21 protein-coding genes and 3 tRNA genes are annotated in these 23,423 nt (G+C 73.3%); 15 read left to right on the forward strand and 9 right to left on the reverse strand.

Annotated features, from left to right (window positions below; genetic code table 11):
* Positions 1-290 precede the first annotated feature (290 nt).
* Entirely contained in the window at positions 291-848 is a 558-nt protein-coding gene (locus ACTWPW_RS55275) for a DUF305 domain-containing protein (RefSeq protein ID WP_375109921.1), read from the reverse strand.
* A 144-nt stretch (positions 849-992) separates the two neighbouring features.
* Between ACTWPW_RS55275 and ACTWPW_RS55280 the strand changes: the two genes are divergently transcribed.
* Positions 993-2,381, forward strand: coding sequence for an LVIVD repeat-containing protein (locus tag ACTWPW_RS55280; RefSeq protein WP_375109920.1), 1,389 nt, complete (start codon positions 993-995; stop codon positions 2,379-2,381).
* Positions 2,382-2,387: 6 nt separating this feature from the next.
* Here the strand turns inward: ACTWPW_RS55280 and ACTWPW_RS55285 are convergent, their stop codons facing one another.
* From ACTWPW_RS55285 to ACTWPW_RS55305, 5 genes are all read right to left on the reverse strand, one after another.
* Entirely contained in the window at positions 2,388-2,858 is a 471-nt protein-coding gene (locus tag ACTWPW_RS55285) for a hypothetical protein (protein WP_443173725.1), read from the reverse strand.
* 391 nt (positions 2,859-3,249) lie between these two features.
* Positions 3,250-3,642 carry a hypothetical protein gene (locus ACTWPW_RS55290; RefSeq protein ID WP_375109918.1) on the reverse strand — a complete coding sequence of 131 codons (393 nt, stop codon included), beginning with the start codon at positions 3,640-3,642 and terminating at the stop codon, positions 3,250-3,252.
* 149 nt (positions 3,643-3,791) lie between these two features.
* Positions 3,792-4,622, reverse strand: a complete 831-nt coding sequence (locus ACTWPW_RS55295; RefSeq protein ID WP_443173726.1) for an aminotransferase class IV — start codon at positions 4,620-4,622, stop codon at positions 3,792-3,794.
* Positions 4,623-5,633, reverse strand: coding sequence for a chorismate-binding protein (locus ACTWPW_RS55300; protein WP_443173727.1), 1,011 nt, complete (start codon positions 5,631-5,633; stop codon positions 4,623-4,625).
* Entirely contained in the window at positions 5,600-6,517 is a 918-nt protein-coding gene (locus tag ACTWPW_RS55305; RefSeq protein ID WP_375109915.1) for a LysR family transcriptional regulator, read from the reverse strand. Before ACTWPW_RS55305 ends, ACTWPW_RS55300 begins: the two co-directional genes overlap by 34 nt.
* A gap of 58 nt (positions 6,518-6,575) precedes the next feature.
* Between ACTWPW_RS55305 and ACTWPW_RS55310 the strand changes: the two genes are divergently transcribed.
* Positions 6,576-7,739, forward strand: coding sequence for a Rid family hydrolase (locus ACTWPW_RS55310; protein ID WP_443173728.1), 1,164 nt, complete (start codon positions 6,576-6,578; stop codon positions 7,737-7,739).
* A 1-nt stretch (position 7,740) separates the two neighbouring features.
* Here the strand turns inward: ACTWPW_RS55310 and hutH are convergent, their stop codons facing one another.
* From hutH to ACTWPW_RS55325, 3 genes are all read right to left on the reverse strand, one after another.
* Positions 7,741-9,291: a histidine ammonia-lyase gene (hutH, locus tag ACTWPW_RS55315; RefSeq protein WP_375109913.1), complete on the reverse strand. Its 1,551-nt coding sequence runs from the start codon at positions 9,289-9,291 to the stop codon at positions 7,741-7,743.
* Positions 9,292-9,307: 16 nt separating this feature from the next.
* Entirely contained in the window at positions 9,308-10,015 is a 708-nt protein-coding gene (locus ACTWPW_RS55320; RefSeq protein ID WP_443173729.1) for an ArsR/SmtB family transcription factor, read from the reverse strand.
* 122 nt (positions 10,016-10,137) lie between these two features.
* Positions 10,138-10,689 carry a hemerythrin domain-containing protein gene (locus ACTWPW_RS55325; RefSeq protein ID WP_375109911.1) on the reverse strand — a complete coding sequence of 184 codons (552 nt, stop codon included), beginning with the start codon at positions 10,687-10,689 and terminating at the stop codon, positions 10,138-10,140.
* A 113-nt stretch (positions 10,690-10,802) separates the two neighbouring features.
* On the opposite strand from ACTWPW_RS55325, the gene ACTWPW_RS55330 reads away from it, so the two are divergent.
* The 13 genes from ACTWPW_RS55330 to ACTWPW_RS55390 all read left to right on the forward strand — a co-directional run.
* Positions 10,803-12,002, forward strand: a complete 1,200-nt coding sequence (locus tag ACTWPW_RS55330; RefSeq protein WP_443173730.1) for a ferritin-like domain-containing protein — start codon at positions 10,803-10,805, stop codon at positions 12,000-12,002.
* Between the two features lie 51 nt (positions 12,003-12,053).
* The gene (locus ACTWPW_RS55335) at positions 12,054-12,788 is read left to right on the forward strand and encodes an SDR family NAD(P)-dependent oxidoreductase (RefSeq protein ID WP_375109909.1); all 735 of its coding nucleotides are present in this window, start codon (positions 12,054-12,056) and stop codon (positions 12,786-12,788) included.
* Between the two features lie 82 nt (positions 12,789-12,870).
* A tRNA-Gly gene (locus tag ACTWPW_RS55340) sits at positions 12,871-12,942 on the forward strand.
* A 15-nt stretch (positions 12,943-12,957) separates the two neighbouring features.
* Positions 12,958-13,028 (forward strand) — tRNA-Cys (locus ACTWPW_RS55345).
* A gap of 6 nt (positions 13,029-13,034) precedes the next feature.
* Positions 13,035-13,109: transfer RNA gene (locus ACTWPW_RS55350), tRNA-Val, on the forward strand.
* A gap of 417 nt (positions 13,110-13,526) precedes the next feature.
* The gene (locus tag ACTWPW_RS55355) at positions 13,527-16,364 is read left to right on the forward strand and encodes a hypothetical protein (protein WP_443173731.1); all 2,838 of its coding nucleotides are present in this window, start codon (positions 13,527-13,529) and stop codon (positions 16,362-16,364) included.
* A 9-nt stretch (positions 16,365-16,373) separates the two neighbouring features.
* Complete coding sequence (locus ACTWPW_RS55360; protein WP_443173732.1) at positions 16,374-16,886, forward strand: nitroreductase family protein; 513 nt, start codon at positions 16,374-16,376, stop codon at positions 16,884-16,886.
* Positions 16,887-16,901: 15 nt separating this feature from the next.
* Complete coding sequence (locus ACTWPW_RS55365; RefSeq protein WP_375109907.1) at positions 16,902-17,336, forward strand: nuclear transport factor 2 family protein; 435 nt, start codon at positions 16,902-16,904, stop codon at positions 17,334-17,336.
* Between the two features lie 245 nt (positions 17,337-17,581).
* Complete coding sequence (locus ACTWPW_RS55370; protein ID WP_443173733.1) at positions 17,582-19,447, forward strand: hypothetical protein; 1,866 nt, start codon at positions 17,582-17,584, stop codon at positions 19,445-19,447.
* A 113-nt stretch (positions 19,448-19,560) separates the two neighbouring features.
* Complete coding sequence (locus ACTWPW_RS55375; protein ID WP_375109905.1) at positions 19,561-20,793, forward strand: rod shape-determining protein; 1,233 nt, start codon at positions 19,561-19,563, stop codon at positions 20,791-20,793.
* Positions 20,790-21,581, forward strand: a complete 792-nt coding sequence (gene mreC, locus ACTWPW_RS55380) for a rod shape-determining protein MreC (RefSeq protein WP_443173734.1) — start codon at positions 20,790-20,792, stop codon at positions 21,579-21,581. The genes ACTWPW_RS55375 and mreC overlap by 4 nt, the downstream gene beginning before the upstream one ends.
* Positions 21,582-21,585: 4 nt before the next feature.
* Positions 21,586-22,047, forward strand: coding sequence for a rod shape-determining protein MreD (locus ACTWPW_RS55385; RefSeq protein WP_443173735.1), 462 nt, complete (start codon positions 21,586-21,588; stop codon positions 22,045-22,047).
* Positions 22,040-23,423 (forward strand): peptidoglycan D,D-transpeptidase FtsI family protein (locus ACTWPW_RS55390; protein ID WP_443173736.1); only part of this gene is annotated, 1,384 nt, incomplete at its 3' end. The genes ACTWPW_RS55385 and ACTWPW_RS55390, both read left to right, overlap by 8 nt.

Consider the following 23,423-nt stretch of genomic DNA (forward strand, 5'->3'; position numbering starts at 1 on the left):
CTTCCTGCCCACCGGCAACAGCGGCTCCAGCACCGCCCACTGCGCGGCGGTCAAATCACCCCGACCCACGCAAAGATCATCTCGCAAGTGAACCACCTAGGTGATCCACTTCTGAAACAGGCCCTAGCAGCGGCGCAGTCGCACGAGCCGTCCGGCAGTCTCCAGAAGAGGCCGGACGCGATCATGCAGGGGGAGGTTCCGTCGCCGGGGCCTTCCCCGGCGGCGTTCCAGGGGGTGCCGGGCCCTGCCCCTGCCCGCCGGCCTACGCCCTAAGCCCTACGCCCTACGCCCTACGCCGGGAGCTTCTCCAGGGCCTGGCGCATCCGGGCGATCTCGATGCTCTGGCCGGAATAGACGTCCTTGGCCATCATCCGCATGCGCTGGTCCCGGCCGCCGGCCAGCTCCTCCCCCGCCATCTTCACCGCCCCCTCGTGGTGCCTGATCATGAGCTGGAGGAACAGGCGGTCGAAGGCGCCTCCCCTGGCGCCGCGCAGGGCATTCAGCTCCTCCTGGGTGGCCATCCCGTAGCCGGTCGCCTGCTCGTGGGCGTGCTCGGCCGGGATCGGGCGGCCCAGCTCGGTCAGCCAGGCGCTCATGGCCTTGATCTCCGGTGTCTGGGCGGCGGCGATCTGGCGGGCGAACGCGCGGATGGTCTCCGTGGTCGTACGCGCCTCCACCAGGGAGGTCATCTCCAGGGCCTGCCGGTGATGCGGGATCATCCCCTCCGCGAAGCGTACGTCCGAGGCCACCGTCGCGGCGGCCGGCCGGCCGACCCGCTCCCCCGGCGTCGCCGTACGGGCTGCCGCGCCCGGGCTGCCTGGCACGATGACCGGCGCCCCCGTGCCCACGGGGGACGGCCCTGAGGGCTCGGTGGACTGCTGAGAGCAGGCTGTAAGAGCAAATGTCGCCATAACTGTGATGAAGACCGTACGCGGCCACGAACCTGCTGACATAACTTCCATAGTGAGCTACGAGACAAAGGGGAATGCGCGTTGATCTCTGCCAAGTTGCGCGGAGCGTTGTTGTGTACGGTGCTGCTGCTGGCTTCCGCGTGTGCCGCGGAGTCGCCGGCCACCGGGGAGCAGCCGCCCGCCACCTCTCCGCAGGAGACCAGCGCTCCAGCCGGCACGCGCGCCGCGCCACCCTCGGGCGACGTGATGATGAGCGACAACGTCAAGCAGGTCGCCAACATGCCGAGGACGGCCCCGTTCAACGGGGAGGGCGCCTTCAACACCGACCTGGCCTTCCAGGGCGACTACGCCTATGTCGGGAACTTCGGCGGTTTCACGATCTATGACATCAGCGACCCGACGAAGCCCGAGCTGGTCAGCCAGGTGTCCTGCCCGGCGCAACAGAACGACGTGACGATCTACGGGGACCTGCTGGTCCTCTCGATCGACGAGCCGCAGGCCGGCGAGGAGTGCGACTCCGGCGAGGGCGGCCGCGAGTGGGAGGGCCTGCGGATCTTCGACGTCAGCGACAAGAAGAGCCCTCAGTACGTCGGCGCCGTCAAGACCGAATGCGGCTCCCACACGCACACGATGGTCCCCGACGGGGACACGCTCTACGTGTACGTCTCCTCGCCCGGCCCGGAGCCCGACTCGGCGACCTGCCCAGCACCGCACGAACTCATCCAGATCGTAGAAATCCCGACGAAGTCACCTCAGTCCGCAAAAATCGTGGCGAAGCCGGATATCTTCCCCGAGCGCCAGCACTCCGAGCTCGCCTCCGGCTGCCACGACATCACCGCCTACCCGGAGAAGAAGCTGGCCGCGGCCGCCTGCTTCGGCGACGGCGTGCTGCTCGACATCAGCGACCCGATCCGGCCGAAGGTGCTCCAGCAGCTCACGGACCTCGAGAACTTCCAGATCTGGCACTCGGCGACGTTCAACAACGACGGGACGAAGGTCGTGTTCGGCGACGAGCTGGGCGGCGGCGGCCAGGCCACCTGCGACCGCAACACGCCGGTCACGAAGGGCGCGAACGCCGTCTACGAGCTGGTGGACGGCAAGCTGGAGAGGCGCGGCTACTTCAAGATCCCGAGGGAGCAGCAGCCGAACGAGAACTGCGTGGCCCACAACGGCTCCCTGATCCCGGTGCCGGGCAAGGACATCATGGTGCAGTCCTGGTACCAGGGCGGGGTGTCGATCTGGGACTTCACCGACTCGGCGAACCCGAAGGAGATCGGCTTCTTCGAGCGCGGCCCGCAGGAGGGCGCCGGCATCGCGGGCACCTGGTCGGCCTACTACTACAACGGCTACATCTATTCCAGCGACATGACCGAGGGCCTGGATGTCCTGGAGATCGACGACCCGCTGACCGACCCGGCCAAGCAGGTCAAGATGGACGACTTCAACGTCCAGACCCAGAAGTCCTACTGACCGGCCCTATACGGGCCAGTGTGCGGCCGACCGCGCCGCCGCCCCCGTGATGGCGGCGCCGTCGAGCGTGATGGCCGTGGGCGCGATGCGTGCCCACGGCCATTCCACGGTGAGCAGGAGATCCGCGGCGGGCGGCAGCGGAAACAGCCACAGTGGCATCTGATAAAGCGTGAGTCTCGCATCGCCGCGCACGCCCCCGGGAATCCAGGAAAGGCAGGGCGGCGCGCAGTCACGGTCGTCGCCGGAGGCGACTTCGAGACCGTTCGGATAGCGCAGGGCGACGTGCAGCGACGTGCTCTCCTCGCCGGAGAAGGCCGCGTCGAGCTGCAGTGCCAGGCCGCGCGGCGCGGCGTCGTTGCGGGCCACGACGTCGAGGTTCAGCAGGCAACCGACGTCGTACGCCTGGATCATCGGCAGCAGGACGACGAGAGCCGGAGTGCGTGCGAGCACGCGCTCCACGGTGACGATCGCGCCCATTCTCGAAATCGGCGGCACCGGTGCGCCGCCATCCCCACTCATATCGAACTCACTTCGGGTTCGGGCGATTCTGCTGGGAAGCGTAACGCCGCTTTCCGCGGGGCCGGGAGTGGAACCGGGAAAATGTAGGACGAATATAGGACACGCCTAGCGGGGGTGCGGGGGTTCGGCCCTCCCGCCAGTCGAGCGGTCCGCCGGCGTGGCGGCGCCCGGCCCGGCTCACGCCCGTGGTGCCGGCGACGAGATCGAGGATGACCCCGATGCCCGACATGAAGTCGCAGTCGCCCGGGCCGTAGCCCCTGTCCGGCTGGGAGCGCGCTCGGCCGCGGGCCGTCGCGACGAAGGAGCTCTCCGTCGGGCCGCCCTGGAAGGTGAGGTCCGCCCATGGGCTTCACCGTGATCGCGCTCTCCATCGCGATCGTGATCTCCTGCCCGTCGGGTCCGGGCGGATCACCGGCGGCTCGGAGCCGGTGGCGGGGCTCGGCGCGCCGCCGGAGGCCGCAATACGGGCGGTGGCGCTGTCGGAGTCGATCCCGGGGGCTGGAGGGCGGCGACCAGCAGCGCCCGAGGCCACCTGGGCGGTGGGCGGCGCGTCCGGGGGCTCGCCGAGCAGCTCCAGCAGCACCGAGCGGGCGCTGGGCCGCCGCTCGGGCTCCTTGGCCAGGCACCGCGCCACGATCCCGCGCAGCGGCTCGGGTAAGTCGCCCAGGTCGGGCTCGCCGTGCAGGATCCGGTACGCCGCGGCGGCGAACGTGTCGCGCCAGAACGGCGGCGGCACTGCCACGTTCGCCTCGCGGGTTCGGGTGTGAGGCCCGGGACCGGCCCCGGGGTTCCGCCCGCCGCCACGCCCGACCGCGCGGACCTTCGGCGGAGGACGGGACGGGCGGCCTGCGATCAAGCGGAATGGGCGGAACGGGCGGAACCGCGATTAGGTCACGGGTTGAGGTCCGTGGCGGAGCGCTCGGCGAAGATCCGCATGGCCTTCGTGGTGATCGGGCCAGGGGCGACCGGGAGCTCGGTGTCGTCCACCAGCTTGATCGGCTGGATGTCGCGGGTGGTGGAGGTGAGGAACGCCTCCTCGGCGTCGTACAGCGCCTGGAGCGGGACGTCGGTCTCCTCGCCGCCGCACCATTCGAGCACCAGGGCCCGGGTGACGCCGGCCAGGCAGCCGGAGGCGAGGGTCGGGGTGAGCAGGCGGCCGTCGCGGACGATGAAGACGTTGGAGCCGGTGCCCTCGCACAGGTTGCCGGCGAGGTTGCCGAAGATGGCCTCGCCGCCGCCGCGCTTCTTGGCGTGCAGCAGGGCCTTGGCGTTGTCGCCGTACGAGGTGCTCTTGACGCCCGCCAGGGCGCCGCGCTCGTTGCGCGGCCACGGGACGACGGTCACGTTGGCGGCGGCCGGGAACGGCTTCTGCTCGTCCACGATGACGATCGAGGTGGTGCCCTGGTCGCCGCGGTCGGAGCCGAGCGGGCCGGGGCCGCTGGTGTAGGTGACCCGGATGCGGCCCAGCTGCCAGGCGGGCGCGGCGTCCAGGAGCTTGGCGATGCCGTCGGCGATGGCCTCCACGTCGGGTTCGGGCAGGTCCATGCGCTGGGCGGAGAGCGTGAGCCGGTCGAGGTGCCGGGTGAGCGCGAACGACTTCCCGTTCACGATCTTGATGGTCTCGAAGACGCCGTCGCCGACCATCACTCCGTGGTCGAACACGGAGACCGTGGCCTGCGCGGGGTCGATCAGCTCCCCGTTGACCCAGACAGGGATGTTCATTCAGATTCCTCCTGTGGATGCCAGCGCTATCAGCCTGGCTGCTTTGAGCTCGGTCTCGAGCCATTCGCGCCCGGGGTCGCTGCCCCAGGTGATGCCCGCTCCCGTGCCGAACCGGATCTCGCCTGCCGAGATCCAGAATGTCCTGATGCCTACGGCCAGCGCCGCCCTTCGCCGGTCGGCGTCGACCCAGCCCACGGCCCCACAGTACGGGCCCCGAGGTGCGGTTTCGAGCTCATTGATGATGCGCAGGGCGGACGACTTGGGCGCGCCCGTGACAGATCCGGGCGGGAAAGTGGCCGCGAAGAGCTCCGGCCAGCCCGCCCCCGGGGCGAGCCTGGCGCGGACGGTGGAGACGAGGTGGACGAGCCCGGGGTGCTCCTCGATCGCGCACAGCGACGGCACCTCGACCGAGCCGACCGCCGCCACCCGGCCGAGGTCGTTGCGGACGAGGTCGACGATCATGACGTTCTCGGCGTAGTCCTTGTCGAGGAGGTCGTCGGCGGTCGCGCCGGTGCCCTTGATGGGCCGGGACTCCACGACGTCGCCGTCGCGCGACAGGTAGAGCTCCGGCGAGGCCGACACCACGCTCAGCCCCGGGACCTGGATCAGCGCGGAGTAGGGCGCCGGGTTGCCCTCGGCCAGCCGGGCCGCCAGCGCCAGCGGCTCGGCGTCGTGGGGCACGGGGGCGGTCAGGATCCGGCAGAGGTTGGCCTGGTAGACCTCGCCCTGCTCGATGTAGTCGCGGATGGCGCGCACGCCGCGCTCGTAGGCGGCCCGGTCGAGCGAGCTGCGCCACTGGCCGGGGCGGGGCCCGTGCCAGGGGGCGGCGGGCGCGGGCAGGGGCGAGCGGCGCACCCGGTCGAACCGGGCGCACGTCACCTTGCCCTCGTAGTCGACGACGACGGCCCACCAGCCCTCGCCGTCGAGCGCGGCGAGGTCGGAGGTCACGTCACGCAGGCCGGTGGCGAGGTGGTGACCTAAGTAGGCGAAACCGTCGTACACACCTCCCATTCTCCCAGCATCTGGACAAGCTCCAACGCAGCGGTCAGTGGCGCCTCGGGAAGGGCCGCGTACACCTTGCGCGCGGGGGCCATCCCGCGCAGCGGCCGGAGCACCAGATCCGCCGGTACGGCCCGCGCCGCCAGCTCCGGCACCAGCGTCACCCCGAGCCCGGCGGCGACGAATCCGAACTTGCCCGACCACTCCGCCACCCGCAGCCCGCCGCGCGGCGTGAACCCGGCCGCCGCGCACGCCGTGACCAGCAGCGTCGGCTGGCCGCGCGGGGCGGCCTCGATCCAGGTCTCGCCGGCCAGGTCGCGCAGGTCCACGTCCGGCTCGGCGGACAGGCGGTGCCCGGCGGGCAGCGCGACCAGCAGCCGGTCCTCGCGCAGGAGCACCGTACGCGCCCCGTCGGCGGGCAGCCCGGCCGGGTAGTCGCTGATCACGGCCACGTCGAGCGCGCCCGCCCCCAGCCGGTCCAGCAGCCGGGGCGTGAGCCCCTCGGTCAGCCGCAGCTCGACGCCCGGATGCCGGTGCGCGAACCGCTTGAGCGTGCCGGGCACCAGATCGACGTTGGCCGTGGCGAACGCCCCGATCCGCAGCGTGCCGCCGCGCCCGCCGTGGATGGCGGCCAGCTCCTCGCCCGCGCGGTCGAGCCGGTCGAGCACGGCGACGGCGTGGCGGTGCAGCGCCGCTCCGGCGGGCGTCAGGCGTACGCCGCGGGCCAGGCGCTCGAACAGCGGCCCTCCGGAGGCGCGCTCCAGCGCGGCGACGCGGCGGGAGACCGCCGACTGCGTGTAGCCGAGCAGCTCGGCGGCGGCGGTGAACGAGCCGCTCCTGGCGACCTCGTCGAAGAGCCGGAGCGTGGCGGTGTCAAAGGCATTCGTGTCAGGCATGGCTGGCATGCAATCTAGTCGGTGGTGGAATGTCTCGCGTCCGGGTTCACTGGGGCCCGTGATTACTTTTCTCGGACAGGGACGCATGGGCGTCCCGATGGCCCGGCGGCTGATGGCGGCCGGGCACCAGGTGACGACGTGGCGGCGCGGGACCGGGGTTCCGCCGGCCGAGGCGGTGGCGGGCGCCGAGCTGGTCATCACGATGCTCAGCGATCCGGCTGCCGTGCGGGAGGTGCTGGCGGCGGCGCTGCCGGGGCTGCGGCCGGGGGCGACGGTGGTGGAGATGTCCACGATCGGCCCGGGGGCGGTGCGCGAGCTGCGCGGGCTGCTGCCGGAGTCGGTGGGGCTGGTGGACGCGCCCGTGCTGGGCAGCGTGGGGCCCGCCGCCGAAGGGACGCTGACCGTGCTGGCCGGCGGGGACGTGTCGGGGTGCCGCGCGGTGCTGTCGGTGTTCGGGCAGGTGCGCGAGCTGGGGCCGCTGGGGTCCGGCGCGGCCATGAAGCTCGCCGTCATGAGCGCGCTCGTGCCCGCCCAGGTGCTGCTGGCGGAGACGTTCGCGTACGGGGAGGCGCACGGCGTGGACCGCGGCGCGCTGATCGACGTGCTGTCGGGCACCCCGCTGGGCACGCTGGCCGAGCGGCTGCGGGTGCCGTCGGCCGAGACCCGGTACTCGCTGGCGCACGCGGCCAAGGACCTGGAGCTGGGCGCGTGGGAGGGGGCCTCGATGGCCGCGGCGGCGCGGGCCAGGCTGGGGCAGGCGCGGGCGGCCGGGCTGGGGGAGCGCGACCTGACGGCCATCGCCGAGCACGTGGCGGGGCCTGGCGAGCGGCGTGCCGTGCCGCTCAACCTCGCCACCATCCCGGCCACGAACGGCTTCTACTCGCACGCCGTCCGCGTCGGCGACATGCTCTACGTCTCCGGCCAGGCCGCCTTCGACGAGCAGGGGAACGTGGTCGGCGAGGGCTCCATGGAGGCCCAGGCCGAGCACGTCTTCCAGGTCATCTCCCGCATCCTGGCCGACCAGGGGGCGACGTTCGAGGACATCGCGTTCATCAGGACCTACCTGACGGACATGGCGGACCGGGTCGCGTACGGGCGGGTGCGCCGCAAGTACATCACCGGCACCGCCCCGGCCAGCACGACCGTGGAGGTGTCGAAGCTGTTCATGCCGGGGCTGCTGCTGGAGGTGGACCTGATCGTGGCGCTCCCCGCCCGCGCCTGACTCAGGCGAGCGGGCCGGTCACCGACTCCACCGCCGACACCACGCCGCCCTCGGCCACCAGGCGCACCGCGGAGTCGATCTCCGGCGCCAGGAACCGGTCGGGGCCCGGCGCGGGCACGGTCTCGCGCAGCGCCCTGACCACGGCCGCCGTCGCGGGCGCCGGCTCCAGCGGGGCCCGCAGGTCGAGCGCCCGGGCGGCCGTGAGCACCTCGACGGCCAGCACCCTGGTGAGCCCGTCCACCGACCTGCGCAGCTTGCGCGCGGCCGACCAGCCCATGGACACGTGGTCCTCCTGCATGGCCGAGCTGGGGATGGAGTCCACGCTGGCGGGCACGGCCAGCCGCTTGAGCTCCGAGACGATCGCCGCCTGCGTGTACTGGGCGATCATGTGCCCGGAGTCCACGCCGGGGTCGTGGGCCAGGAACGCGGGCAGCCCGTGATTGCGGGCCACGTCGAGGAAGCGGTCGGTACGGCGCTCGGACATCGAGGCCAGGTCGGCGGCCACGACGGCGAGGAAGTCCAGGACGTACGCGACGGGCGCGCCGTGGAAGTTGCCGTTGGACTCGACCCGGCCGTCGGCCAGCACGGCCGGGTTGTCGACGGCGCTGGCCAGCTCCCACCCGGCCACGGTGGCGGCGTGCGCGATCGTGTCGCGGGCGGCCCCGGCGACCTGGGGAGCGCAGCGCAGGGAGTAGGCGTCCTGGACCCGGGTGCAGGCGGCCGGGTCGCGGTGGCTGGCCATGATGCCCGAACCGCGCAGGATCGAGACCATGTTCGCGGCGGAGAGCGCCTGGCCCGGGTGCGGCCGCAGCGCCTGCAGCTCGGGGGCGAACACCCGGTCGGTGCCCAGCAGCGCCTCCACGCTCATCGAGGCGCTCACGTCGGCGGTCCTGACGAGCCTGGTGAGGTCGTCGATGGCCAGGATGAGCATGCCGAGCATGCCGTCCGTGCCGTTGATCAGCGCCAGGCCCTCCTTGGCGGCCAGCTCGACGGGGTCGATCCTGGCCTGCTTGAGCGCCTCGGCGGCCGACTGGAAATTCCCGGACGCGTCGCGTACGACGCCCTCGCCCATCAGCGTGAGGGCCACGTGCGCCAGCGGGGCCAGGTCGCCGGAGCAGCCGAGGCTGCCGTACTCGTGCACGATCGGCGTGATGCCCGCGCTGATCAGCGCGGCCAGGGTCTTGGCCGTGGTCGGCCTGATGCCGGTGTGGCCGGTGGCGAGGGTGTGCAGGCGCAGCAGCATGAGCGCGCGCACCACCTCGGTCTCCACCTCGGGCCCGCTGCCGGCCGCGTGCGAGCGCACCAGCGAGCGCTGCAGCTGCGCCCGCAGCGCCGGGTCGATGTGGCGGGTGGCCAGCGCCCCGAACCCGGTCGAGATCCCGTACGCGGGCGTCGGGCTCTCGGCCAGCTCGTCCACCCGCTGGCGGGCCGCCGAGACGGCGGCGATGGCGTCGTCGGTGAGCTGGACGGGGGCTCCGTGGCGGGCCACCCTGATGACGTCGTCGAAGGTCAGCGGCTCCGGACCGACGTTCACGACTCCGTTGTCGCGCATGTTGCGTCTCTCTCACTTAGGTAACCGGCGTAACCGATGTTAGCTCCTTACCGGAGAACAGCTTCGCCAGCCCCTCCCTGCCCTCGTCGGTGAGGACGACCGCCCTGGGCACGTTCCCCCGCCGGTACCAGCCCCGCTCGAACAGCACCTCCGTGATCGCCGCCCCCAGCGCCCCGCCCAGGTGCGCGCGGCGCTCGGTCCAGTCCAGGCACTCGGGCGCGAACCGGCGCCTCGATCCCCGCGCGCCCGGCACGTCCACGCCCAGCCCCGACAGCAGCCGCTCCCCCGCCTCGGTCAGGTCGTGCCCGGTGTAGTAGCCGCCCTCCCTGAGCCGGTCCAGCAGCCCCACCCCGGCCTTCCCGGCGAGGTGGTCGTAGCAGGTGCGGGCCTCCTCCAGCTGCCGGGCCTGCCGGGACTGGCGCAGCGAGCGCACCGGCGGCCGGGCGCTGATCCCGGCCAGCACCTCCAGCACCTCGGCCACCTCGTGCCCGGCCAGGCGGTAGTAGCGGTGGCGGCCCTGGCGTACGACGTCCACGAGCCGGCCGTCGAGCAGCCTGGACAGGTGGGCGCTCGCCGTGGCCGGGCTCACGCCGGCCATCCTGGCCAGTTCCCCGGCCGCCAGCGCCCGCCCGCCGAGCAGGGCGGTCAGGATCGCGGCCCGCGTGGGGTCCGCGATCAGGGCGGCGACGGGCGCGATGTCGGCGTCACGAGCGATGTACTCCATGTCTCCGACGCTAATACCCCGACATTTCGCCGCGCGTCGAAGGGTCCCCAGGCGGGCCGCCCGGGGCCTGACGGACCGGCCCGGGCACGTCGCCGCCCCTGCCCGACGGGCGCCTGCTGATGTCAGCGCTTGCCCAGGGCCTTGCGGATCAGGTCGCGCGCCCGGTCCATCACCGCGACGGGCGTGCCTATGAGCACGTTCTTGGTCATGGACTCCGTGCCGGGATGCGGGCGCGTCGGGGCGAGCGACTCGGCCGCCCGCACCGCCGCCGCCATGGCCCGCCGCTCCACGGTGGAGGTGTGCGCGCGCAGCCTGGCGAACTCGTACCGCTCCTCGCTGCGCGCGTGCGCGCTCACGGCGGCGCGCAGCTCGGCCAGGCCGTCCCAGAACCCCGGGTGGTCCACGCCCCGCTGGTGCAGGTCGAGGAGCAGGCGCTTGGCCTTGTTCTCCTCGGTCAGCCGGTCGGCCACCACGCCTTGGCCGTTGTCGAGCTTCCTGCGCGCGTACGGGTGGACGATCTCCTCCTCGGCGGTCTCGTGCACCGACAGCATGCGCGTCAGCCGCGCGAACGCCTCGCCGACCTTGTCCGGAGGCGCCTGCTCCACCTCGTCGAACAGGTCCCTGATCTGCCCGTGCTGGGCCATCAGGAGCTCGATGACATCTTGTTCAGCCACGTCAGCGCCCGTACCCCGAGCCGTCGGCCGGCACGCGCCCCCTTACCGAACGCGGGCCGTTCGAGGACCGAACGCGGAGGTTGCCCGGCCCGGCCGCGGGTACGCGCAGCGACATGGCCTTCGACCCACTCCAGGAGCGGGGTATCCCGCTGGACGAGCAGCTGCGGAACTGGCGCGAGCTGAACGTCACGCCGATCGATCCCGATCATGCCGATCCGTACACGCGGTGCCGGATCATCACGATGAACGGGATCGAGGTGGAGGCGATCCTGTTCAGCCACCAGCTCGCCCGGCACTGCCCGGACCTGGAGATCAAGCAGCAGCTGGCCCGGGTCCGCTACATCGAGGCCCAGCAGCAGAAGGTGGTCAACTGGCTGCTGCCCGGCCTGGCCTCGGTGCTGGAGACCACCATCGCCTACGAGCAGGTCGCCGTCGACCTGACCGCGTGGGTGGCCCGGATGGAGCCGGACTCCTACCTGACGCAGGCCTACCAGTTCGGCGTGCTGGAGGACTTCGACCACCTCTACCGCTACGCCAACCTGTACGAGATGATCGAGCACCGCAAGGCCGAGAAGATCGTCGACCAGCTCACCGAGGTCATGCCGGGCCGCCCGACCTACCTGCACCACCGCGACCCGAAGGACAACGTGCGCCAGCCGTACGACCGCAGCGTCACCGAGCCGCTGTCCCGGCTGCACGCCCTGACGATCATGTCGGCCGAGCAGCAGACCATGAACTTCTACATGAACGTCGGGCCCATGCACATGGAGCCCATCGCGCGCCGGCTCTACCAGGAGATCGGCCTCATCGAGGAGGAGCACGTCACCCACTACGAGTCCCTCGTCGACCCGGGCGAGAGCCTGTGGGAGCAGCTGCTCAACCACGAGTACAACGAGTGCTACCTCTACTACTCGTTCATGGAGACCGAGTCGGATCCCAAGGTGAAGAACATCTGGGAGCTGCACCTCAACATGGAGCTGGAGCACCTGCGGCTGGCCGCCGAGCTGTTCAAGCGGTTCGACGGGCGCGATCCGGACCAGGTGCTCGCCCCCGCGCTGCCGCCGCCGGTGACGTTCGAGCCGAACAAGGGCTACATCCGCGAGCTGCTCGCCACCCAGATCGACTGCACGACGCTGGGCACGGGGTACGTGCGCGAGGCGCACGAGCGCTTCACCCGGATGCAGGAGGCGGTCATGGGCGGGGAGAAGCCGCCGTCGGAGCAGGTCATCGACGACAACCGGGCGATCTCGGGGCGGGAGTACCGGCTTGAGACGGAGGGGCCGCACCCGGCGGGCCTGCAACTCAGCCGTTAGACCCGGAGTGGACCTCTGCGCGGCGGGGCACGGTCGCTAGAGTCGGGCCCCATGACCCCTTCGCCATCGGTCGCCCTCGTCACCGGGGCCTCGCGCGGCCTCGGGGCCGTGATCGCCCGCAGGCTGGCCGCCGACGGCCTGGCCGTGGCCGTCAACTACCACTCCGACCGGGCCGGGGCCGAGCGGGTGGTGAGCGGCATCCGCGCCGCCGGAGGCACCGCCGAGGCGTTCGCGGCCGACGTCACGGACGAGGCCGCCGTGACGGGCCTGGCCGCCGCCGTCGCCGAGCGGCTGGGGCCGGTGGACGTCCTGGTGCTCAACGCGACCGGGCCGCAGCCGTCCGTCCCGTTCGAGGACCTCACCTGGCAGGCGCACCTCGACCAGCTCACGTTCTTCGTCAAGAGCCCGACGCTGCTCGTGCAGGCGGTGCTGCCCGGCATGAAGAAGCGGGGCGGCGGGCGGGTCGTGCAGATCGGCTCCGACATCGTGGACCGCAACCTGCCCGGCATGTCCGCCTACATCGCCGCCAAGGGGGCTCAGCACGCGATTTCCGAGGTGTGGGCGAGGGAGCTGGGGCCGTACGGGGTCACGGTGAACGTGGTCGCACCCGGCTGGATCCCGGTGGAACGGCACGCGGGGCTGGACGAGAGCGAATATCTCGCGGAGGTGCCGCTGGGGCGGATGGGCACGCCGGAGGACGTGGCGGCGGCGGTGTCGTACCTGGCCTCGGACGGCGGGGCGTTCGTCACCGGCCAGCGCATCACCGTCAACGGTGGCCACACGTGACCCGGGCGGGCGCAATCCAGTTTGGGGACTCGGCCAGGATTCGCTAGAGTTCTCTCGTCGCCCGGCAGTCGCCGGGGCGGATGCGGAAGTGGCTCAGTGGTAGAGCATCACCTTGCCAAGGTGAGGGTCGCGGGTTCGAATCCCGTCTTCCGCTCGGAGCTTCCGGCTCGGTGGCGTGGCCGAGAGGCGAGGCAGCGGCCTGCAAAGCCGTCCACACGGGTTCAAATCCCGTCGCCACCTCTGCAAGGACGATTAGCTCAGCGGGAGAGCGCTTCCCTGACACGGAAGAGGTCACTGGTTCAATCCCAGTATCGTCCACCAGGTTCCGGCGGTAGGTGAGAGGTCGGGTTCGCGAGATCGCGGGCCCGGCCTTTTCTGTTTGCGCTGGTCTTCAGGGACGGGCGCGACTTCAGGACGGTCACGCGCTCAGTGACGCCGTAACGGCTGCCGCCGCCGCCGATCGCCTCGCCAACGCTGTGCCCCGCCCCGGTGTCCAGGCAGGCGCCGCGTCCGGCAGGGCGGTGCGGTGCCCGGATCGGCGGTGCGGGGCCGGATCGGCGATGCGGTGCCGGGCGGGCGGTGGGGGTGCCCTTGATGGGCGGTGCGGTGCCGGGCGGGCGGTAGTGCCGGGGTCGGTGGGGTGCTGGGTCGGCGGTGGGGTGCTGGCGGGCGGTCACCTGGTGGTCACTTCACGGTGACCGCCGTGCGGGACGGCCCGTGGGGGGCAGAGGACGGGGTGTGGCGAAGACGACCCGGACGTTTCTGCTCGCTGCTTTGACCTCCGCGCTGGGCATCTCCGCCCTGTGCGCGCTCCCGCCCGTCGGCGGGTTCCTGCTGGGGCGGGCGATCGCGGCCGCACTGGTGTTCCCCGGGCTGGGCCAGGGGCCGGCGGTGGCGACGGCCGGCGCGCTCGCGGCCTTCTCCGTCGGGCTGACCGGCCTGGCCTACCTCGCGTTCAGGTGGTCCGGATTCGGCGCGTCCTGGATCGGGCTGCTGGTGTGCTGGGGGCTGGCGGGCGGGCCGGCCGGGGTGGTGGCGGTGCTGGCCTGGGTGCGGTGGCACGGGGTGCCGTTCGACGCGTACGCCCGGTACGCGGCCTCGTGGGGCATGGCCACCGCCCTGCTGGCCGCGCTGCTGGCACTGGCCGCGACCCGGGTGTTACCCGCGACCCCCGCCCCGAAGGCCCCCGGCACCCCCGCCGGCTCCGGGGAACCCGTGAAGCCCGTCAGGAAGGACCCCGCCGCCGCACCCAAGAAGCCCTCCGCCACCGCCAAGCAGCCCGCCGCTGCCGGGAAGACGGCCACCACGAAAGCGAGCACCACGAAAGCGAGCACCACGAAGACGGCCACCAAGACGCCCACGAAGGCGGCCACCACGAAGGCGGGCAGCGCGAAGGCGGGCGCGGTCCGGGTCTCCACCGCGAAGCCGGCCGGCGGGAAGGAGCCCGCGGCCGGACCTGAGGGGGCCTCCACCGGCGAGAGCCGGTGGTCGTTCCGGCCCCGTTCGTGGGTGTTGCCGTGCCTGGCGGCCGGGTGGGCGATCGTCTGGAGCGTCCTCCTGCGCGCGGAGCAGCCGCTGCTGGCCTGGCTGCCGCTGTCGCTCAACTACTTCGACCAGGTGGCCGTCGTGCTGGCGACCATCGCGGCCGGGTCGCTCGAAGGGGTGTTGCGGCGTCGGCTGCCCGTCGAGGGGCGGCCCGGGCGGGCGTTCGTGCTGGCGTGGATCTCGTTGTCCGTGGCCCCCGTCGTGTACGCGGCCGTCGTCGCCATCGACCGGGGCATGCGGGAGCTGCTGCTGGCCCGGCCGCTGAGCGCGGCGTGGGTGGCCGAGTACGCCGGCGACATGACGGCCGCCCTGGTGGCCCAGCCCGCCCAGGTCGCCGTGCCCCCGCTGCTGCTCGCGCTGGTCGCCACCGGCGTGCAGCAGGCGCTGCCGCACCGGCAGGGGCCGCCCGCCGAGCCGGATCCGGTGCGGACCGACCGGCGCTGGAGCCTGCTGGTGGCGGGGGCGGCGGTCGCGCTGACGTACTTCTGCGTGGCCGTGACGTCGCGGTTCCCGCTGCTGACGCGGCGGACGTTCGACGCGGAGACGCCCGTGATGGTGCGGGCGCTGGCCCTGCTCGCCCCGCCCGACCCGGCGCTGGGCCGGACCGTGGTGGTGTGGTTATGGGCGGTCGCGGCGGTGTTCGGGGTGTCGGCGGCGGTGCTCGTGTACGTCGCGGTGCGGGGGCAGCTCGTCCGGGTCTTCCCGGCGACGTCCTACCTGGTGCTGGTCGCGGCGCTCGCGCTGGCCACGGCCCTGGCGTGGAACGCGGGCAGCGTGATCGGCCACGCCCTGACCGGGGAGCGGCCGCTCGGGATCTCGCCCGCGGCGGAGGCGGCCGAGTTCTGCGCCTTCGTGGTGCCGGTGTTCGGGGCGCTGCTGTTCATCGTGCACTCGCAGGTGGGGGTGTCCAGGTTCGCCGGGATCGTGGAGCTGGAGGGCGAGCAGACGTGGGAGAAGGTGACCGAGAGGTACCGGGCGTGGAAGGAGCAGGTGAGCGGGCACGTGCCGGGCAGGCGCGAGCGCGGGCTGATCGCGGCGCGGGCGGCCGGGGGCGCGCTGGTGCTCGCCGTGGCGGCGGGGGCGGTACGCGCGTTCGGCGGCGGCGGGCAGGCCGAGCTGCCGGGGAGCGGGGTGTTCCTGGCCGCACCCGTGCTGTCCGCCGGGGTTCCGGCGGCCGAGAACCTGACCGGCGCGCTCTACCTCGTCCTGCTGGCCGGGCTGGTCTACGCGGCGCTGACGAAGGTGAACCTCCAGGAGCGCCGCTGGTCGGTCTGGCTGACCGTGTGGGGGTTGTCCGTGGTGGCGGGAGCGGCGGCGGCGCTCGCCACGCCCGCGGGGATGCAGCTCGGGCTGGTCGCCGGGCCGTTCGCGGTGGCGGGGCTGGTGGTGGCGGCGCGCCGGCGGGTGTTGCTGGCCGGGGGCGTGGTGCTCGTCCTGGTGGCGCTGGCACCGCTCGTACGGGGTGCCCCGCCGCGCGAGCCGGTCGCGGTCGTCCCGGGGGCCTGGCGGGAGCGGCTCCCCGGGCTCGTCATCGACGTCTCCTACCCGCGGGCCAGGGGCGGGCCGGACACGGCCCGGGTCGACGCGGCGCTGATGGCGCCGGTGAAGGCGTACGTGGACGAGGCGCTGCGGCGGCATCGCGAAGGAGCCGGCCCCGGCGCGGTGACCGGCAGCTTCGTGGTCGTGCGCGCCGACGCCGAGGTCGTCTCCGTACGTTACGCGCTGGCGGGCGAGATCGGGCGGGCGGTCACGTACGACGTGGCGGCGGGCGAGGTGCTCACCGTGCGGGACCTCTTCGTGCCGCACGCCTTCACGCCCGCCGGGCGGCGGCAGATGGCCGACGCGCTGCGGCCCCTCATGCCCAAGGGCCAGAACCCCAGGACCGTGAGCGTGGACAGCGACCGCCTGCTGGTCAACCTGGCCGTGGGAGCGGTGGAGTTCACGTTCGGACGCGACTACTTCTGCACCCCCTGCTCCCCGTTCACGGTGCGGGTGCCGGACGGGAGGCTGACCGGGCTGCTGCGCCGCTAGCCTTCCCGCATGGGCCTGGAACTGATCACGAGCCTCAGGGCGACGCGTGCCTTCACCTCCGCTCCCGTCACGCGCGAGCAGGTGACGGCGGTCCTGGAGGCCGCGCGGTGGGCGGGGTCCGCGCGCAACCGGCAGCCGTGGCGGTTCGTCGTCGTACGCGACCGGGGCCTGCTGGGCGAGCTGAGCCGGCTCGGCGCCTACGCCGGGCACCTGGCGGGGGCGCCGGTGGCGGTCCTGCTGGCCGTGGACGCCACGCTGAGCACCGAGGACGCCGAGTTCGACGCCGGGCGGGCGGCCCAGAACCTCATGCTCGCCGCCCACGCGCTCGGCCTGGGCAGCTGCCCCGCCTCGTTCTTCCCCGCCGCCAAGGCCCGCGCGGCCACCGCGCTCGCGGGGCTCGGGGAGCCGTGGCGGATCCGTACGGGCATCTCGCTGGGCCGCCCCGCCCCGGCCCCGGGCGGGACGCCCGCCATCCCCCAGGGACGGCTGCCGCTGGCCGATCTGGTCATCGAGCTCTCTTAGCGCGACGATCAGCTCATGGACACTCAGGAGATCGGCGACCGATTAGAGATCATCGCGCTGCTGGCCCGCTACACCCATGCCATCGACACCGGGCAGTGGGACCTGCTCGACGAGGTGTTCTGCCAGGACGCGGTCATCGACTACAGCTCCTCCGGCGGCATCAGGGGCTCACGCGACGAGGTCAAGGGCTGGCTGGCCCAGGTGCTGGCGCACTGGCCGGCCCGCCTCCACCTGGTCGGGGCCGCGCACATCGACTTCCTCGACGGCACGCGGGCCCGCGTGAGCGCCCCCTTCACCGACACCCTGGCCCCGACCCGGGAGATGGTCGCCGCGCGTACCGAGGGGTTCCTGCACGGCGGCGGCTGGTACCACCACCTCATGCTCCGCACCCCCGACGGGTGGCGCAGCACCGAGCTGGTGGAGGAGCAGAGCTGGCGCACCGCGCGCTGAACCCTCTTACTAATTAGGTTTCGGAAATTACCGGATTGCGGTGGAATTGAACCGACGACGGATGGGAGCCGTCGTCGGGATTGTCCACCCGGGCGTTCATCGGCTGCGTTCATCGGCTGCGTTCATCGGCTGCGTTCATCGGCTGCGTTCATCGGCTGCGTTCATCGGCATGGGGGAAGCGGAGGGGAGCCCGCCGCCCCACAGGTGTTGCGAGAGGAATCCGTCTTGCCACGGGGGTAGGGCCAGTGATCGAAGCGCTGGAACGTGCACTTCTGGACGGAGAGCACGCGCTGCTCGTCGAGGGAGACCTGCGGCGGGCGCGCGAACTCTTCCACGTCGCCTACCACGAGGCCGTGCGGCGGGGCGACCGGCCCGCGACGGCCCGGGCCGCGCTGGGCCTGGGCGGGATGTGGGTGCACGAGCACCGGACCGCCGCGGGGGCGGCCATGGTACGGATGCGCCAGCGGGAGGCGCTGTCCCTGCTCGACGCGGACTCGCCGGTCGCGCTGCGGTTGCGGATCAGGCTGGCCGCCGAGGACGACCACCGCGGCGGCGGCCACGACGCGATCCTGGCGATGGTGTCCGAGACCAGGGCCGCGGGCGATCCGGTGGCGCTGGCCGAGGCGCTGAGCCTGGCCCACCAGTGCGCGCCGGGCCCCGAGCACGGAGCCGCGCGGCTGGAGCTGGCCAGGGAGCTGATCGGGGTGGCCTCCCGTACGGGCCGCCGCTCCGACCTGCTGACCGGCCTGCTCTGGTACGCCGTGGACCTGCTCCTGGCGGCCGACCCGCACGCCGAGCGGGCCCTGGGCGAGCTGCGCGACGCGCTGGACGGGGAAGGGCACCAGGCCGTCGAGGTCGTGCTGGGCGGGATCGAGGTGATGCTCGACCTGCGCGCCGGCCGGTTCGGGCAGGCCGAGGAGCGCGCCGCGGCCTGGCACGAGCGGGGCGTGGCGGCCGGCGACCACGAGGCTACCGGCCGGCACGGCTGCCAGCTCGCCGCCGTCCGCTGGTACCAGGGCCGGATCGGCGAGCTCGTCCCCCGGCTCACCAATCTGCTGAACTCTCCCATGCTCGGCGCGGACGACTCCCCGTACGCGTGCCTGGCGGTGGCCGCCGCCGCGGCCGGGGATCGTCGGCTGGCCGGAAGCATGCTGGCCAGGCTGCGTGGCAGCGTCCTGGCCGACGGGCCGCGCACGGGAACCTGGCTGGTCTCGATGTACGCGGTCGTGGAGGCGGCCGACCTGCTGGCCGACACGGAGCTGGCGGCCAGGGCGGGGGCGCTGCTGGCCCCGTACGCGGAGCTGCCGGTCATGACCGGCCCCGGCATCGCCTGCTTCGGCTCCGCCCGCCACAGCCTGGGCGTGGCCGCGATCACCACGGGCGACCTCGACCGGGCGATCGGACACCTGCGCCGGGCCGTGGACGACAACCTGGCGCTGGGCCACTGGCCCGCCGTCGCCCTGTCCCGCTCGCGCCTGGGCCAGGCGTTGGTGCTGCGCGACGGCCCCAGGCAGGAGGCGGCGCGCAGGCAGCTCGCGCTGGCCGAGCAGGAGGCCAGGGCGCTGGGCATGGCGCTGCCCCGCCAGGTCGCCGGCCGGGTGACCTGCCGCCCGTCGGGGCCGCGCTGGCGGGTGGAGCTCGGCGCGCGGACGGCGCTCGTCGACCACTGCGTGGGCATGCTGCACCTGGCGGCCCTGCTGGCCGACCCCGGCAGGGAGATCCCGGCCGCCGACCTGGCCGCCGGTTCGGCCGGCCCGGCGACGGGGCCGGAGTCCGCGCAGCGGCTGCTGGACGGGCCGGCGGGCCGGGCGTACAAGAACCGGCTGGCGCAGCTCGACGCGGAGATCCAGGAGCTGGAGTCCAACCACCAGCGCCAGCAGGCGCACGGGCGGCGGGCCGAGCGCGACTGGCTGATCACCGAGCTGGCCTCGGCGACCGGGCTGAGCGGGCGGGCACGCACGCTGGCGCCCGGCGGGGAGCGGGCCCGTACGGCCGTGGGCAAGGCCATCCGGCGGGCCGTGGATCGCATCGCGGCAGCCGATCCCGTCATCGGGGCCGAGCTGCGCGCGACCGTCCGCACCGGCGTGCGCTGCTCCTACGACCCCGGCTGACCTGCGCGGACGACGGCGGATACAGATTTATCGCGTTTGTGGCTAGATCGCCTCGGGCAGCGCGAAGGCGGGCAGTGTCCCCCTGCCCTTCCCGGTCGAAAGGCTGTGCGGTAATGGCGTTCGCATGGGCTCTTCTCGGTCATGACATAGCGGTCGATCTCGGAACAGCCAACACACTCGTGTACGTCCGCAGGAAGGGCATCGTGCTGAACGAGCCCTCCGTCATAGCGATCAACCTGCACAAGAACACCGTCGTGGCCGTCGGGAAGGCGGCCAAGCGCATGATGGGCCGTACTCCCCCGCACATCGCCACGATCAGGCCGCTCAAGGACGGCGTGATCGCGGATCTGGACGCTGCGGAGCGGATGTTGCGCATGTTCATCCAGAGGGCGCACCCGAGCCGGTTCCTGGCCAAGCCGCGCATCGTCGTGGCGGTCCCGAGCGGCACCACCTCGATCGAGCAGCGGGCGGTCAAGGAGGCCGCGTACGAGGCGGGCGCGCGGCGCGTGCACATCATCGAGGAGCCGATGGCCGCGGCGATCGGCGCCGGGCTGAAGGTCGGCGAGGCCACCGGCAACATGGTCGTCGACATCGGCGGCGGCACCACGGAGGTCGCCATCGTCTCGATGAGCGGCGTCGTGGTGGCCAAGTCGCTGCGGGTCGGCGGTGACGAGCTCGACGAGGCGATCATCACCCACATCAAGAAGGAGCACGCGCTGCTGCTCGGAGACCGTACCGCCGAGCGGCTGAAGATCGACCTGGGCATGGCGCGGCCCGCGCCCGTGACCGCCCGCGACGCCGATCCCGTCCCCAAGGGCCGGCACCGGGTCGGCGTGGTCACCGTGACGGAGGACGGCGAGCCGATCGCGGCGGAGGACGAGGAGCCGCCGGCGCCGCCCGCGCCGCGCGGCTGGAACCCGTTCCGGTCCCGGCCGAAGCCAGAGAGCGGGACGCCGGCCGCCGCGCCGCGCCCGCTGGAGCCGAAGGCGTCGGCCCCGGTACGCGGGCGCGACCTCGTCAGCGGCCTGCCGAAGACCGCGACCATCACCGCCGAGCAGATCAGCGAGGCCATCGAGAACGAGGTGCAGGCCATCATCGACGCGGTGCAGACGACGCTCGACCAGTGCCCGGCCGAGCTGGCCGGCGACCTGCTGGACAACGGCATCGTGCTGACCGGCGGCGGCGCCCTGCTACGCGGCCTGGCCGAGCGGATGGGCGAGGCCACCGGCATGCCCATCCGGGTCGTGGACAAGCCGTTGTACTCGGTGGCGTTGGGCGCGGGCCGCTGCGTCGAGCGCTTCCAGGCCATGCGCGACGTGCTGCTGCCCGATTGGTCGCGCCGGTGAAGCGGGCGTTCGTCCTGCTCGTGCTCGCCACCGCCGTCCTGCTCGTCGTGATCGACCGTACGCTGGCGCCGCTGGCCCCGCTGCGGGAGGCGGGCGCGACCGTGTACGGCACGGCGCAGAGCGCGTTCGGCACGGTGACCAGGTCGTTCGGCGGCGAGGGGCGGTTGCGGGCCCTGGAGCGGGAGAACGCCGCGCTCCGCGCCGACCTGCTGTCCTCCGGCGCCCGCGCGGCGGGCGGTCCAGCGGGCGGCCCGGCGACCGGCTCAATGAGTGGCCCAGCGAGCGGCACCGCCGCGGTGCCGGCCCGGCACCGGGGCGTGGCCGCGCACGTGGTCGGGTTCGGCCGGGGCCAGAAGGTCACCATCGACGCCGGGAGCTCGTCCGGAGTGGTGCGCGACGTGACCGTCCTGAACGCCGACGGCCTGGTCGGCAAGGTCACCTGGACGGGCGCCGCGACGGCGTCGGTCTCCCTCGTCACCGACGCCGCCTCCTCCGTGGGGGCGCGCATGACGGAGTCGGGCGAGCTGGGGGTGGTGACCGGGGTGCCGGGCGAGGGGCGGCTGCGGCTCAGCCTGTTCGACCCGAACGCGCCGCTGAAGGTCGGTGACGTGGTGGAGACGCTGGGCTCGGCGGGCGCGCGGCCGTACGTGGCCGGGGTGCCCATCGGCACCGTCACCGCGATCGAGGACGTGCCGGGGGCGGCCACGCGTACGGCGCTGGTGCGGCCCGCCGCCCGGCTGTCCGCGCTCGACCTGGTCGCCGTGATCGTGCCACCCCCAGGGAGGTGACGTCGTGGGCCTGGTGTTGCTGCTGCTCGCGGCGCCGCTGTTGCAGGTGCTGCTGGTCAATCGGTCCCCGTGGGGCGGGCCCGACCTGGTGACGCTGGCCGTGGTGTGGCTGGCGCTGGCCAGGGGTCCGGTCTGGGGCTGCGTGGCCGGGCTGGTGGCCGGGCTGGCCGCCGACGTGACGCCGCCCGCCGACGGCACCGTGGGGCGCGCGGCGCTCGTGCTGTCGGTGACGGGGCTGCTGGCGGGGCACTGGCGCGAGCGCAGGCCGTTGCTGGTGGCCGGCGCCGCGGCCGCCCTGGGGACGGTGCTGCAGGCCGCCGCCGCGGTGGCGCTCGGGGACGAGCCGTGGCGCTCGGCGGTGACCGGGCTGCCGCTGGTGCTGGCGTGGACGGTGCCGCTCGGGGCCGTCGTGGGCGCCGTACTCGTCCGGCGGCGGCCACCCGCGGAGGTGCCGCGCCGTGTCTAGGGCCAGGTTGTTCGTGTTGCGGCTGGTCGTCACGGCGATGCTGGCCACGCTGGTGGGGCGGCTGTGGTTCCTCCAGGTCGTCAGCGGGGACGAGTACGTCCGCGCGGCGGCCGACGTGCGGATCAGGACCGTGGCGCTGCCGCCGACCCGGGGGCAGATCCTCGACGTGGCCGGGCGTCCCCTGGTGACGAACCGGACCCGGCCGGTGGTCACGGTGGACGCCATAGCGCTGGCCCACCAGCCGGACGGCGGCCGGGAGGTGCTGACGCGGCTGGGGAAGCTGCTGGGCCGGCCGTACGGGCAGATCGCGGAGAAGGTGCGGCTGTGCGCGCCGCAGGTGCGGCAGCCGTGCTGGCAGGGCTCGCCGTACGAGCCGATCCCCGTGGCCGAGGGTGTCACCGTGCCGGTCGCGCTGCAGATCGGCGAGCGGCAGCAGGACTTCCCCGGCGTGCGTACGGACCTGCGCCCGGTCCGCGTCCACCCGGGGGGCGCGGCGGCGGCCCACACCCTCGGGTACGTGCAGGGCGCCAAGGGCCGCGACGGCCTCGAAGGCGTCTACGACCGGGAGCTGGCCGGGCGGGCGGGGCGCCGGGACGTGGCCGTGGACAACACCGGCCAGGTCACCAGGATCATCCGCCAGGACCCGCCGGTCCCCGGGAACACGCTCGTGACCAGCATCGACTCGCGCATCCAGGCCATCGCCGAGCAGGCGCTGGGCCGGGCGCTGACGAGCAGCGGCGGCTCCTCGGGCGCGGCCGTGGTGCTGGAGTCGGAGACGGGCCGGGTGGTCGCGCTGGCCGGGCGGCCGGCCTACGACCCGGCCGTGTGGACCGACGGCGTGACCGCCCGCGAGTACAAGGCGCTGCCGCTGCTGTCGCAGGCCGTACAGGGTGAGTGGGCGCCCGGTTCGACGTGGAAGGTCGCCTCGGCGGCGGCCGCCGTGACGGCCGGGTACGGGCTCGGCGCCACCTACGACTGCCCGAGCGGCTACACGGTGGGCAACCGGGTGTTCCGGAACTTCGGCAGCGCCGACCTGGGCCTGATGACCATGCACGGGGCGCTCGTGCAGTCGTGCGACACGATCTTCTACCGGCTCGCCGACCAGCTCTGGCAGCGCGGCTCCGACGCCCTGCAGAAGACCGCCCGCGGGTTCGGCTTCGGCCGGCCGACCGGCGTGGACCTGCCGGGCGAGGCGGCCGGGGCGGTGCCCGACCCGGCGTCGAAGAAGGCGCTGTGGCGGGCGACGCGCGCGGAGAGCTGCCGCCGGGCCGGGAAGGGCTACCCCGAGATGGCAGACCGGGGACGGGCGGCCTACCTGACGGCGATCGCCCGGGAGAACTGCCGGGGCGGCGGCGTGGAAGCTCGGGCTCGTCCGG

This window comes from Nonomuraea sp. KM90 (genome assembly GCF_052246675.1).
Lineage (GTDB): Bacteria > Actinomycetota > Actinomycetes > Streptosporangiales > Streptosporangiaceae > Nonomuraea.